General features: G+C 29.4%; 11 protein-coding genes. 2 read left to right on the top strand and 9 right to left on the bottom strand.

All coding sequences use genetic code 11. From position 1 onward, the window contains the following. Positions 1 to 45: 45 nt before the first annotated feature. From Q0731_RS08755 to Q0731_RS08790, 8 genes are all read right to left on the bottom strand, one after another. Complete coding sequence (locus Q0731_RS08755) at positions 46 to 1248, bottom strand: FtsX-like permease family protein (protein ID WP_299062802.1); 1203 nt, start codon at positions 1246 to 1248, stop codon at positions 46 to 48. A 15-nt stretch (positions 1249 to 1263) separates the two neighbouring features. Beyond that, positions 1264 to 1659, bottom strand: a complete 396-nt coding sequence (gene rbfA, locus Q0731_RS08760) for a 30S ribosome-binding factor RbfA (protein ID WP_299062804.1) — start codon at positions 1657 to 1659, stop codon at positions 1264 to 1266. Positions 1660 to 1840: 181 nt separating this feature from the next. Further along, positions 1841 to 2134 (bottom strand): F0F1 ATP synthase subunit epsilon, encoded by a 294-nt coding sequence (locus Q0731_RS08765; RefSeq protein WP_299062807.1) that lies wholly within the window; start codon positions 2132 to 2134, stop codon positions 1841 to 1843. 70 nt (positions 2135 to 2204) lie between these two features. Beyond that, entirely contained in the window at positions 2205 to 3713 is a 1509-nt protein-coding gene (gene atpD / locus Q0731_RS08770) for a F0F1 ATP synthase subunit beta (RefSeq protein WP_299062810.1), read from the bottom strand. 174 nt (positions 3714 to 3887) lie between these two features. Then, positions 3888 to 5261, bottom strand: coding sequence for an OmpA family protein (locus Q0731_RS08775; RefSeq protein ID WP_299062812.1), 1374 nt, complete (start codon positions 5259 to 5261; stop codon positions 3888 to 3890). Positions 5262 to 5627: 366 nt separating this feature from the next. Beyond that, on the bottom strand, positions 5628 to 8756 hold the full coding sequence (locus Q0731_RS08780; RefSeq protein WP_299062815.1) for an exodeoxyribonuclease V subunit beta: 3129 nt from the start codon (positions 8754 to 8756) through the stop codon (positions 5628 to 5630). 317 nt (positions 8757 to 9073) lie between these two features. Next, on the bottom strand, positions 9074 to 9910 hold the full coding sequence (locus Q0731_RS08785) for a ZIP family metal transporter (protein ID WP_299062818.1): 837 nt from the start codon (positions 9908 to 9910) through the stop codon (positions 9074 to 9076). Continuing rightward, positions 9907 to 10563: a metal-dependent transcriptional regulator gene (locus tag Q0731_RS08790; protein ID WP_299062821.1), complete on the bottom strand. Its 657-nt coding sequence runs from the start codon at positions 10561 to 10563 to the stop codon at positions 9907 to 9909. The genes Q0731_RS08785 and Q0731_RS08790 overlap by 4 nt, the downstream gene beginning before the upstream one ends. A gap of 115 nt (positions 10564 to 10678) precedes the next feature. On the opposite strand from Q0731_RS08790, the gene Q0731_RS08795 reads away from it, so the two are divergent. Continuing rightward, positions 10679 to 13039 carry a TonB-dependent receptor gene (locus tag Q0731_RS08795; RefSeq protein ID WP_299062824.1) on the top strand — a complete coding sequence of 787 codons (2361 nt, stop codon included), beginning with the start codon at positions 10679 to 10681 and terminating at the stop codon, positions 13037 to 13039. Positions 13040 to 13051: 12 nt separating this feature from the next. Then, a complete protein-coding gene (locus Q0731_RS08800) occupies positions 13052 to 13534 on the top strand; it encodes a thioredoxin family protein (protein ID WP_299062826.1) in 483 nt (160 codons plus the stop codon). Between the two features lie 73 nt (positions 13535 to 13607). Here the strand turns inward: Q0731_RS08800 and Q0731_RS08805 are convergent, their stop codons facing one another. After that, positions 13608 to 14162, bottom strand: coding sequence for a hypothetical protein (locus tag Q0731_RS08805; protein ID WP_299062829.1), 555 nt, complete (start codon positions 14160 to 14162; stop codon positions 13608 to 13610). Positions 14163 to 14174: the final 12 nt, after the last annotated feature.

Raw genomic sequence — 14174 nt, forward strand, 5'->3', positions numbered from 1 at the left:
TTTTATTGATAGTTCAACAGAATTTATTACAAAATAAATAAAATTTTATTTCTCAATAAATTCTCTTGTAATTCTACTACTTGCTATTCTTGAAGCAATAAAACCTAAAATTGTAATTGTAAATACTACAATAAAAAGATTTGAAAATCGAAATTCTACAGGGTAAGGTAAATTTTGCGTAATCATAAACAATGCAAATTGTTTTTGGATAAACACTAACAATACCCCCAATATTAAACCAATTAACATTCCTAAAAAAGTTAATAGAAATCCTTGAATCACAAAAATTTTCTTAATTTCTTTGATTGTTGTTCCTAGACTAAAAAGTGTTTTTAAATTTGATTTTTTATCAATAATCATCATAATAATTGCTCCAATTACATTGAACAAAGCAATAATTACAATCAAAGTAAAAATAAGATAAGAAACGATGTTTTCTGTATTGATAACTTTATAAAAAACTTCATTTAATTGCTCTTTTGTTTGTACTTTAAACTCACTGCCTAGTTGTTTTTGCAATAATTTTGATATAGCGTTAGCTTCTAATTTGTTTTTTAATTTTATTTCAATTCCAGTAATTTGATTTTCTTTAAACCTTAATAATTCCCTTGCTTCGTTAATAGAAACAAAAACAAACTTATTTTCAAACTCTTCTGTCCCAGAATATAATCCAGAAATATGAACATTAAGTTTATAAAATGCATTATTTGGGTTAATAAAACCAGTACCAGGTTTGGGCACTAGAATGGATAAAGGTTCTCCAAAATTTAAGATGTTTAAAGATAATTTTCTAGAAATACCATTCCCAACAACTGCTGTATTTGATATCTCTGAATTTAACCAATTTCCTAAAACTAATGCAGAATCTATATGCGATATTGAGGTATAATTCTTTTCAACTCCTTTTATATATGCTATCTCGTTTTTATTATTATATTCTAAAAAAACGCGTTCTTCAATAATTTTAGAGGTAATATCAATAGCAATATCATTATTTAAAATATGGTTTATATTATCAGAATATAAAAAAGATTTTCCTTTAGATGATGATATTTTAATATCAGGATCAGAAATATCTAACAAACTATAACTAAAAGTACGTAAACCAGAAAAACCAGAAAGGATTATAAATAGAGCTAAAGAACCTACAATTACACCAAATGAAGCAATGATTGTAATTATATTAATAGCATTGTTGCCTGTTTTAGCAAATAAATATCGTTTAGCTATGTATAAAGGAAAATTCAAGTAAAATTAATGAATTTATAGTTTTTTACGTCTAGGTAAAACACTTGGGTTTTTTATAGGGTTTTCATCTTTTCCTTTTAAAGACTTGTCAATCTTTTCAATATAATCTAATGTATCATCACCATAAAACAATAACTCAGGCATTCGACGTAATTGATGTTTAGTTCTAGAAGCCATTTCATGGCGAATTATGGTGGTGTTAGATACTACACCTTTTATAATTTCATCTCTTCTATTAGATGGAAAAACACTCAAATAAACTTTAGCAACTCCTAAATCTGATGTAACATGAACTTTAGATACAGAAATAATTACTCCTTTCATACCATCTTGTGCTGCCTTTTGCAAGACATCTACCAAATCTTTCTGTAATACTCCTGCAATTTTTCGTTGTCTATTCGTTTCTTCCATGCTGCAAATTTACACATTTTTTATGGAGTGTAAATTTTATTTTTATAAGTATACATTTAAAATTAACCACACTTTTGATTACTAATTAAGCGAAAAATCATTCAATTTTCATATATATAAATATAAAAAAAAGCTCAATGTAAATATTACTTTGAGCTTTTTTAATACGTTTATTTTATACTTAATCTGCTAAAATAATTGCTTTATTATCATTTAATTCTAATGTCCCAGAATTAATAGCTAATGTTAAAATCTTATCATCACCTTGATCTGGAATCAATTTATCATCTAAATCATCTAATTTTAAATTAGTTTGAGAATGAATATGAATTTTAACTGTTCCTTCCTTTAAATTAGAAACAACTGGAGCGTGATTATTTAGCATTTGAAACTCTCCGTTTTCACCAGGAACTGATAAAGAATCAACTTCTGATGAAAATAATATAGCTTCTGGTGTTACAATTTCTAAAAACATATAATTTAGTTTTTAGTCGTTAGTTTTCAGTTGTTAGTAAGTACCACCAACAGCAAACTGCCAACTTATTTTAAGCTTCTGCTAACATTTTTTCTCCTGCATCAATTGCATCTTGAATAGAACCTCTAAGGTTAAATGCTGCTTCAGGATATTTATCTAATTCACCATCCAATATCATATTAAAACCTTTAATAGTGTCTTTAATATCAACTAAAACCCCTGGTATACCAGTAAATTGTTCAGCTACATGGAAAGGTTGAGATAAGAAACGTTGTACACGTCTAGCTCTGTGAACTACTAATTTATCCTCTTCAGATAATTCTTCCATACCTAAAATTGCAATAATATCTTGTAATTCTTTATAACGTTGTAAAATTTCTTTTACAGCTGTTGCAGTATTATAATGCTCATCACCTAAAATTTCTGCAGATAATATTCTTGAAGTAGAATCTAGAGGATCTACTGCAGGATAAATACCTAATTCTGCAATTTTACGAGACAATACCGTTGTTGCATCTAAATGGGCAAAAGTTGTTGCTGGTGCAGGATCTGTTAAATCATCTGCAGGTACATAAACTGCTTGTACAGATGTTATTGATCCTTTTTTAGTTGATGTAATTCTTTCTTGCATTGCACCCATTTCTGTTGCCAATGTTGGTTGGTAACCTACAGCCGATGGCATACGTCCTAAAAGTGCTGACACTTCAGAACCTGCTTGTGTAAAACGGAAAATATTATCTACGAAGAAAAGTACGTCTTTACCTTGTGCTTCTCCTGCTCCATCTCTAAAATATTCTGCTATTGTTAAACCAGATAAGGCAACACGTGCACGTGCACCTGGTGGCTCATTCATTTGTCCAAATACAAATGTAGCTTTAGAATCTTTCATTCCTGGTTTATCAACTTTAGATAAATCCCATCCTCCTGCTTCCATAGAATGCATAAAATCATCACCATATTTGATAATTCCAGATTCTAACATTTCACGTAGTAAGTCATTTCCTTCACGAGTTCTCTCTCCAACACCTGCAAAAACGGATAAACCTCCATGTCCTTTTGCAATATTATTGATCAATTCCTGAATTAATACTGTTTTACCAACTCCAGCACCTCCAAATAAACCAATTTTACCTCCTTTTGCATACGGCTCAATTAAGTCAATTACTTTAATTCCTGTGAATAAAACCTCAGTAGAAACTGATAAATCTTCAAACTTAGGTGCAGATCTATGTATTGATAATCCATCTTTACCCTCCTTATCCAAATTACCTAATCCATCAATAGCATCACCTGTTACGTTAAACAAACGGCCATAAATATCGTTTCCTATTGGCATTTGAATTGGGTTACCAGTAGCAACAACTTCTGTTCCTCTGCTTAATCCATCAGTAGCATCCATTGATATAGTTCTAACGGTATCTTCTCCAATATGCTGTTGTACTTCTAATACTAAAATAGAGCCGTCAGCTTTTTTGATTTCTAAAGAATCATAGATTTTAGGAAGTTCATTTTCCGAACTGAATTCAACATCAATTACCGGTCCAATAATTTGTGAAACTTTACCTGTTATTGTAGACATTATGTATCTAATTAAAGTTATTATTTTGTTTATGAGATTTAAGCCTCATTTTAAGTTTGCAAAGATAATTTTTTTGAATGAAAATAAAAACTTTTTTACTTAAAACTATAATTATCAAAACAAAAAAAAGCCTCATCAAAATGATGAGGCTTTTTAAATTTATTTAAAAGACTACTAATTAGCAACTTTTATAACAACTCTTCTGTTGTTAGCTCTTCCTGCTCTTGTAGCATTTGTGTCTATTGGAGCATCTTCACCAAAACCTCTAGTAGATAATCTTGAAGCACTGATTCCTTTAGAAACTAAATACTTTTTAACTCTATTTGCTCTATTGTTAGATAAAATCATGTTACTTGCTGAACTACCAACACTATCTGCATGACCTTCAATTATAAATTCTGAATTAGAGAATTTATTCATAATTACAATCATTTCATCTAATTTTCTAGTTACACCTGGTTTAAATGTAGATCTAGCAGTGTTAAATAAGATAGATTTTGCAGCAAAATTAAGCTCTGCAGCTACAGCTTTGTATTCTTGAACTGCTTTACTTACTTCTGGACATCCATTATTAGAGGCAACACCTGCTACTTGAGGACATTTATCATCTTTGTCTAATACACTGTCTCCATCAGTATCTTTCCAAGGACAACCACCATTTGCTGCAACACCTGCTACTTTAGGACACTTGTCATCTTTGTCTGCTATACCATCTTTATCTGCATCTGGACAACCTTTTGTTGCTTTAGTTCCTTTAACGTTAGGACATGCATCATTTTTATCTGCAATACCATCACCATCAGCATCAGGACATCCATTCATTGCAACTAAACCTGCAACATTAGGACAAGCATCAGCAGAATCCTTTACTCCATCTCCATCAGCATCTGGACAACCGTTGAATTCTTTTAAACCAGCAACTTGAGGGCATTCATCATCTTTATCATTTATACCATCTTTGTCAGAATCTTTACCTCCAAACTTAACAACTAAACCTATAGAATGTTGCCAGTGAGATTTAACGTTATCTAAGACACCTAATTTACCACCAGAATTAAAGCTTAATCCTAAGTTATCGTTAAACCAAGTATTGAAACCAGCTCCTATAGTAAGCATTGCATCAGATTCTGAATCAGAATTTACATAACTAGCACCTGCACGAACAAAAGGATCAAACCATGAAGTTTCTCCTATTATGTTGTTTAAATCGTATAATACAGAAGCATCAGCAGAGTAATATAAATAATCTGAATCATCTACGTTTCTAAACACATCAATTTTGTTAATAGATCCTGCTAGTTCAACAGAAAAACCTTTAGATAAGTATCTTCCTACAGAAATTCTTGAGATAGAAGGTAAAATATTCCAATCATTGTTGCTACCAAGGTAATCTTCATAATGTTCTAATTCAGTAACTTTCCAATGTGTAAAATCTACCGAGTTTATTCCAAAACCTACTCTCCAAGGGTTGTTTTCATCTTGTGCGCTTAAGTTGCTAATTGATACCAACATAAACAAAGCTATCACAGCTAATTTGATTTGTTTCATTATATAAAATATTTAAATTAAAATTTCCTATTAGAAAGCAAAAGTAAGATGTCTAAAACTATCTACAAAGGAAAAAACAAAAAATCTTAAAAAAAACACAAAATTTTAAAAAATTTTAAACAGTTTGAAGTAACTGATAGCCCTTTTTTTTTGTCTATTTTTTATTTAAATTTACTATTAATGCTACTTTTAATAAGAATACTCAAAAATTATAATTTACTTTATTCAGCATTAATCTAAATTATCTATTGTTTAAATTTAGATAGAATTAATAATTAAAAACAAGTCGTTTTTTTACTTATTTAAAATCATTTTAACCTTTTTTTTATCTTTTAGTATCATTATTGTTTCATAATTTTCTTAAAATTAAACCTTAACAATATTAATTTCTTTATTCATATATATGAGTATTTTTTTATCAACCTTAAAATGCATGGATTTTAAAATACGTTCATACTTTAATAATTGTTGTTGATGTGTGTTTGAAATGGCACCTGTCTTATAATCGATAATTGTTACTTCATTATTATTAGAAAACACCAATCTATCAGGAATAATTACTTGCTTGTCTATATCTATGATTTCTCTCTCATTATATATTACTGCGTCCTCTGAAAAATAATTTTCTAATTCGGGATGATTTACAACTGCATTTATACTGTTTTTTATTTGTTTTGTTTGTTGGTTATCTATAATTCCTTGTTGATTATATTGATAAATCACTCTATCAATATCTTTTTTAGTGATAATTTTCGCAAAAATTTCATGAAGTAGATTACCAAAATCTATTGCTTCTCCTTGTTCAGTATTCCATAATTTAGAGGAATTAGCTAACAATACAATGTTGTGTTCTTGCCAAGGTGTTGCTATAAATTGCTCATGAATATCTGAAATAAGATTTTCCTCTTCTTTTTTACTTTTTCTATTTTCATTTCCAAATAAATATTCTAGTTGATCGTCATTCCAGAGGTTTCGTTGTTTTAAATAATTAATGAATACTCCTGAATAAAAATTGGTATTTTCTTCTCCTTTTGCATTTATTTTTTTCTCAGTGATAATATGTAACTGTTCAACAGTTCTTGTTAGGGTTACATAAAGTAAATTAAAATTATCTAACTCTAACTCTTCTCTTTGTTGATTGTAAATAGTTAAACCTCTTTCACTAACAATAGATAAATTTTTACTGTAATCTACCAATAATTCATTAAAACCCTCATAAGATTCTGGCAGCTCGTTTAACCACGATTTTGGTTTTATTTGTCTGTAAACATCTACATCACAAGGAAAAATAACTACTGGAAATTCTAAACCTTTAGATTTATGAATAGTCATAACCTGAACAGCAGAAGCACTTTCTGGAGCAACGATACTTAATCTGTCTTTTTTAAGTTCCCAAAACTCTAAAAAATCTGCAATGTCTGTTCCTTTTCTTTGTTGTTCTAAAACCACATCTAAGAAAAATTGAATATATGCATCTGATGATTTTATCAAATGAAAACCTCTAATAATTTCTTCTATTTTTTCGTAAAAAGGAAGTTGCTGGAATTTTGCAATATCAAATGCAACACCATAATTTTTTAAAGCCTGTAAAATAGTAGGGTTATCCGTCTTTGAAAACTCCTTTAAAAAAGTATTTTTAGGACTTTTTATTTGTAAATGTTGATATAAAAAATACAAAACTTCAAAACGTGTTTCTTCATCAGTTGGGTTTTGTATAGCCTTTAAAATATTAATAATAAAAGTAACTTTTGCACTATTTTGAAGTAATAATGTTTCTGATGAAATAATATTAATTCCGTTTTCTGATAAATAATTTGCAACTTTAACGCCGTCTTTTCTTGTTCTTGTTAAAACGCAAATTTCATTCAAAGAAAAATCATTTTTTAGTTGATGAATCTTCTCTAAAACTTTCTGAGGATATTTTATTTTATCTAGTTCTTTATCTTCATTTTTTTTTAAAAAATTTATAGTAACAAAACCGCCTTTTTTAGAGTTTTCTAATTGCTTATTACCATCAATAAAAATATTTTTATAAGAATCATTTTGAAGAAAATTAGCAGCATGCTGAAAAAAAGAATTGTTAAAATTGATGATTTCTGAATAGCTCCTAAAATTAGTTTCTAAATTTTTAATTTCTTTAGCTACATGAAAAGGATTTTCTTTTTCTGAACCTAGGTTAATAAACTGTTCTGCTTTACCACCTCTCCATCTGTAAATGGCTTGTTTTCCATCGCCAACTAATAGTAAGTTACTTTTTTCTTGTGCCAAAGCATTGTCTATTAAGGGAACTAAATTTTGCCATTGCAATACAGAAGTATCTTGCATTTCATCAATAAAATAATGTTGAAAACGCTGGCCAATTCTTTCATAAATAAAGGGTGCTGGTTGGTCTTTAATATTATCAGAAATTAGTTGATTAAACTCTGCATTTAATCGAATGTTATTTTCTTCTTTTATGGTTTCTAATTCTGAATTAATATGATTTAAAACCGCTAAAGGAATGATACTTTTTAACGCCAATTTATTCATAGAGAATTGCTGATAAATCAATTCTGATTCTTTATATAAACGAATAATTTCGGGTACAATTTGATCAATTGAAGTTGCAACGTCATCTAAAGTTGATTTGGAATAATATTGGTTAGTATCAATTGCTTTTTTAATAGTTTCACTTCGTTTGATAAAATCAATATTTACAGATTTTGTACTTAAATCACTAAAGAATTTAGGGATGGTTCCTCGCATAAAATCTTTGTGTTGCAAGTTGTTGTTGTCAATTAATTGAATACATTCTAACCCAACTCTTACAATTGCTTCTTTTAATTGTTTTTGCTGCTTATTTAGTTTAGTTTTTAAGTTAATGAAATCTTCTAGTTTTTTATCTGCAAGGTTTCTAAAATGTTTTACATCATCTTCATTTAGTAAAATTCTTGCAAACTCATTTAAATCTCTAGAAATATCCCAAGATTTATCATCGTCAGTTTTATCTAAAGAATACTCTATTAAAAGGTTGGTTAGTTTTTTGTCTGTACCTATTTTAGAAATCAATACATCTACAGCTTCATTTAACAAAGAAACTGCATCCATTTCTACTTCAAAATTTAGCGATAACCCTAAATCAAAAGCAAAATTTTTAATGATTTTATGCGTAAAACTATCAATAGTAGTAATTGAAAAAGCGGAATAATTTTGCAGAATTGCGTCTAAAATTCTTTTACTTCTTTCTTTAATAATAGTTTTGTCAACTTCAATTTCATCAATAATCAAATTGAATAAATCGTTTTCTTTTCCATCTGCAAAATCTTCTAAGCTAGATAAAACACGCTCTTTCATTTCTCCAGCAGCTTTGTTGGTAAATGTAATTGCTAAAATTTTCTGAAACATAAAAATGTCATCAGAAGTTAATAAAACAATTAAATATTTTTTAACTAAAGTGAAGGTTTTTCCACTTCCTGCAGAAGCATTATATACTTGAAAAGTTGAGGGTTGTTGCACAATTTTGTTTTAGAAGCTAATTGCACGAATTTACGAATTTATTGCATTGTTTTACAGAGTTACGCTGAGTATTTTATCAGAGATTCGCAAAGAAAAATGAGACACGAATTTCACGGATTTCACAGATTCTTTTGGATAAAAGGCATTCCACAAAGTTACGCAGAGCATTTTCGCAGAGAATCATAGAGAAAATTTAAAATCTAAAAAAATATGTATCTAGTAATTTCATCTCGCAAAGACACGAAGACGCAAAGAAAAATCTTACAAAGCTTAACATTAGAGTGTTTCTTCCCTTTGGGAAGATTAAGATGGGATTTCTAACCCAAACCAACATCCAAACTCATCATTACAATAAAACCACCGATAAAACCAAGTGTAGCAATGTCTGTATATTTGTCTCTTTGGGTTTCTGGTATTACTTCTTCTACCACCACAAAAATCATTGCTCCTGCTGCAAATGCTAGAGCATAAGGTAAAATTGGTGTAAAAAAGGATACTGCTAAAGCACCTAAAACTGCTGCAACTGGCTCTACTATTGCAGATAATTGTCCGTACCAAAAACTTTTTAATCGACTTACACCTTGCCTTCTTAAAGGCATTGCTACAGCAAAACCCTCTGGGAAATTCTGAATTCCAATACCTATTGCTAGTGAAATTGCAGCAATTATCATTTCAGTTTGTTCTACACCTACTAAAGTAGAAGCTGCACCAAATAATACTCCTACTGCTAAACCTTCTGGTATATTATGCAGGGTAATTGCTAGTACTAATAAAGTAGATCTGTGCAATTCTGTTTTTACACCTTCTGCTTCATTTTTTTCAAAATTAATGTGTAAATGAGGTAAAATTTTGTCCATTCCAAATAATGACAAAGCACCTAAAGCAAAACCAATTGCTGCAGGTATAACTTTTATAAAACCTTCTCCAGGACTGTTTTCTATTGCTGGAGCTAATAAACTCCAAAAACTTGCAGCAACCATTACACCACCTGTAAAACCTAACATACCATCTAAAACTGCTCTGTTTAATTTTTTAAAAAAGAAAACCAAAGCGGCCCCTGCAGCTGTTAAACCCCAAGTAAAGAGAGATGCATATAATGCAGCCCAAATTGGGTTTTCTTTTGCATATTCTACTAATTGATCAAATAAACTCATGATTTTTTTATGTATAAATTGTTTGCTATTTTGTTTGAGATTGATAATTTTTTCTCGCCAATTAAAATAGATAAAGAATTATCAAATTCTTCTTTGTCTAAAATGGTTATTTTTTTTCCTAGAGTAATGCCTTTTTTGTCTAAAAATTGTAAAAACTCAGATGATGAATCATCTACACCAATACAAATTCCGCTTTCGTTTTTTAATAAAGTTGATAATAAACTTTTATCAACAGTTTTCAAATTACCCTCTTTATCTGGTATTGGATCTCCATGAGGATCATGTGTTGGAAAGCCTAAAAAGGCATCGATTTGATCGATTAATTTGGGTGATTTTATATGTTCTAATTGTTCTGCAACTTCATGTACTTCATCCCAAGAAAAGTTTAACTTCTCAACCAAAAAAACCTCCCAAAGTCTATGTTTTCTAACAATATTTGCAGCAGTCTTTTTACCTAATTCTGTTAAAGTTACTCCTTTATATTTTTTATAAATAATAACTTTTTTGTCAGATAATTTTTTAATCATATCTGAAACAGAAGAAGCCTTGGTTTCTAATTTTTCTGCAATTGCATTTGTACTCACACCTTTATCTGTATCTAATTCTAAATGATAAATGGCTTTCAAATAATTCTCTTCAGAAAGTGTAAACATTCAAACTATTTTTTTTGACGAAACAAATATATACTTTTTATTTTTATTAAATTATTTTTAGCCTTGTCTAAATATTATTTTATCTTTGACAAAAATTAAAACAAAACTAATTTAAATGGACTTAAAGAATATACTATTCATACTCACATTATTTGTAGTAAGTATGGTTTCTGCACAAAAAAGCACATTAAGTGGAACGATTACATCAAAAGGAGAAAATATTCCTTATGCATTTGTATATGTAAAAGGAGGTACAGAAGGTACAAACTCAGATGAAAATGGTAACTATAAATTAGAAATTAAATCCGGAGAAAACATTGTTATCGAGGTAAGTTCTCAAGGGTTTAGAAAAATATCAAAAAAAATATCAATCAAAAAAAATGAAAATAGAACAATAAATTTTAAGCTGGTTGAGGATATGTTGGGCTTAAATGAAGTAGTGGTTAGTGCTACTAGAAATAGGGTAGAAAAACACAAAACAGCTGTTGTAGTTTCTACCATAAAACCAAGACTTTTAAATGCTACACAATCTATTTCTTTAGCAGAAGGTTTAAGTTTTGCTCCTGGAGTTAGAGTGGAAACAAATTGCCAAAATTGCGGGTTTACACAAGTTAGATTGAATGGTTTAGAAGGTGGTTATACACAAATTTTATTGAATAGTAGACCTGTTTTTACGTCATTAATTGGTGTTTATGGTTTAGAGCAAATACCTACCAATATTATTGAAAAAGTAGAAGTTGTTAGAAGTGGTGGTTCTGCATTATTTGGTTCTAATGCTATTGCAGGTACTGTTAATGTGATTACAAAAGACCCTATTTTAAACACTTGGGAAATAGGTTCTAGTTTAGCTTCTATTGATGGTAAGGCTTTAGACAGATTGCTAACGTTTAATAGCTCTGTAGTTGCAGACGATTTAAAAAGTGGTTTTACTTTATATGGAAACTATAGAAATAGAGATGCTTATGATGCTGATGGAGATGGTTTTACAGAATTGATAACGATTAGAAACAATACTGTTGGTGCAAAAGCATTTTTAAAACCTAATGATAGAAGTAGAATTTCTATAAACTTAAATTCTATTAAAGAGTATAGAAGGGGTGGTAATAAATTAGACTTAGCACCTCAATTTACAGATATCACAGAAGAATTAGATCACGATACTTTTATTGGGGGTGCAGAGTATGAAATAAATAGCAAAGATTTAACGAATAAATTTCAAGTGTACACTTCAGTTTCAAATACACTTAGAAAAAGTTATTATGGAGGTTTAGGTGGTTCAACTCAAAGACAAGATAGTATTACAGCAAATAATGCTTTTGGAAATACAGATGATTTTGCATGGGTAAATGGAATTCAGAATACAAAAAGACTCTCTAATAATGATGTTTTAACAGTAGGTGCAGAAATAAACACTACCAATACAAAAGATGCAATTGCTGGTTATAATAGATTAATTGATCAAAGTGTAAATTCTTTGGGTGCTTATGCACAGTATGAATGGAACCCAACAGAAAAATTTACAGCTCTAATTGGTGGTAGATTAGACAATGTTTCTGTAAAAGGAGATTATAGTATTGGTGGCATCAATAGAAGTATAGATATTAACCAAACTGCATTTTCGCCAAGATTAACGCTTTCTTATTTACTTTCTGATGCATTAAAGTTTAGAGGTGGTTATTCTAGAGGGTTTAGAGCTCCACAAGCTTTTAACGAAGATTTACACATTTCTAGTGTTGGGGGAGAACCTTTATTTGTTATTTTATCTGATGATTTAAAAACTGAATTTTCAAATGCCTATACAGCATCATTCAACTATTCTAAAACCATCAATTTAACGCAAATGAATTTTTTGGTAGAAGGTTTTTACACCACTATAGAAAATGCGTTTACACAAGTAAGCACAGGTGCTGTTTTAGATAATGGCTCTATTTTAGAAGAAGTTAGAAATGGCTCTAGCGTAAGTGTATATGGCTCTAATTTTGAATTAGGAATTTCACCAAACACTAAATGGCAATTTCAATTGGGTGGAACGCTACAAAAAGCGATGTATAATGAAGCTCAAATTTTATTTGAGTCTGATGGAACTCCTGGAGAAAACGATATTCTTATTGATGAATTTACAAGAACGCCTAACTTTTACGGTTATTTTAATACCAGTTATATGCCAAACAAAAAATTTAACGTAGATGTAACAGGTACTTATACTGGCAGTATGATTGTACCTTTGGTAATAAGCGACAATGGTTTTTTACAACTAAACGAAGTGGATCCGTTTTTTGATATGAACATAAAATTAGAATCTCATATCGATTTTAATGATAGTTTTATGATGACTGTTTCTGGAGGTGTAAAAAATATTTTTAATAGTTACCAAGATGATTTTTCTACAGGACCCACAAGAGATTCTGATTATGTTTATGGACCTATTGCACCAAGAACATTTTTTGTTGGTATAAAATTTGGTAGATTTCACTAAAAAATCTTTAAAATGAAAACAATAGTACTCACTTTTTCAATGTTACTTTTTTTGGTTTTTACGGATGATTTAAAAGCACAAAACAAAAAAATTAACTGGCTCAATTTTCAGCAATTAGAAGACTCTTTAGCTATAAAGCCTAAAAAAGTATTTATTAATTTTCACACAGATTGGTGTGTTTATTGTAAAAAAATGGATGAAGCCGCTTTTAAAGATCCAGAAGTAATTCAGAAATTAAATAGCGAATTTTATGCCGTAAAAATGAATAGTGAGTCTAGAAAACCCATAACTTTTGATGGTAAAATATATACTAATAAAGAAATTGGTAAAAAAAGAAAACCAATTCACGAAATTCCATTATTGTTAGGCAATAGAAAAAATAAACCTTTTTCTTTACCTCTAACGATTCTTTTAGATGAAAAATTTAAAATTATAAAAAGAGACTTCGAATATATTTCACCAAAAAATATGATTAATTTTTTAAATCAACATTAAAAATTAGGAAATACTTATTTAGTAACTTAAAAGAAAATGGTAAATTTATTAAACGAATACAAAAATTAATGTACTATCGATAACAACCTTTGTAAGTCTCAGCTTTACTTTTAGCAGATAAAGAAAAAAGATACACCAAACCAGCAGAAGTAAATGAATGAGATCTTTGTAAATCAAACCTAGCATCGCTATATCTATATGATGCCTGACCATTTAATCCAAATCTGTTAGAGATCCATAACGTACCACCAATTCCAAAATTTGCAGTTGGTGAAAGATCAATTGCTTCTATAAAACTACCTCCAATTACTGCATAAAGAGATAATTTATTTTTAGAAGTACCAAAATCGTATCTTAATTCACCGTCAAATGTTTGATATTTTTGACCCTCTAGAAAATTAGCAGAAGTACTGGCAACCAATGTTGTATTTTTTAAAATATATCTTGCAACAGAAAATCTTGGAAATTGATCTACTAGTCTTCCCCCAACAATAGGCCCATCACTTTCAGAATATAATACAGAACCTGCTCCAACAGATATGGCCCATTTTCTATCTTCATTTTGTGCATTTACCAAAGAAGAGCACGCTAAAAGTAAAAATATAATATAGTAAGAAATATTTTTCATGACTTTAGGGGA

The organism is uncultured Polaribacter sp., from assembly GCF_947497695.1.
Taxonomy (GTDB): Bacteria; Bacteroidota; Bacteroidia; order Flavobacteriales; family Flavobacteriaceae; genus Polaribacter.

Coding starts and splice junctions, on each gene's coding strand:
- Q0731_RS08785 (WP_299062818.1), bottom strand. CDS start 9,910: ATGAGTTTATTTGATCAATTAGTAGAATATGCAAAAGAAAACCCAATT.
- Q0731_RS08790 (WP_299062821.1), bottom strand. CDS start 10,563: ATGTTTACACTTTCTGAAGAGAATTATTTGAAAGCCATTTATCATTTA.
- Q0731_RS08795 (WP_299062824.1), top strand. CDS start 10,679: ATGGACTTAAAGAATATACTATTCATACTCACATTATTTGTAGTAAGT.
- Q0731_RS08775 (WP_299062812.1), bottom strand. CDS start 5,261: ATGAAACAAATCAAATTAGCTGTGATAGCTTTGTTTATGTTGGTATCA.
- atpD (WP_299062810.1), bottom strand. CDS start 3,713: ATGTCTACAATAACAGGTAAAGTTTCACAAATTATTGGACCGGTAATT.
- Q0731_RS08765 (WP_299062807.1), bottom strand. CDS start 2,134: ATGTTTTTAGAAATTGTAACACCAGAAGCTATATTATTTTCATCAGAA.
- Q0731_RS08805 (WP_299062829.1), bottom strand. CDS start 14,162: ATGAAAAATATTTCTTACTATATTATATTTTTACTTTTAGCGTGCTCT.
- Q0731_RS08800 (WP_299062826.1), top strand. CDS start 13,052: ATGAAAACAATAGTACTCACTTTTTCAATGTTACTTTTTTTGGTTTTT.
- rbfA (WP_299062804.1), bottom strand. CDS start 1,659: ATGGAAGAAACGAATAGACAACGAAAAATTGCAGGAGTATTACAGAAA.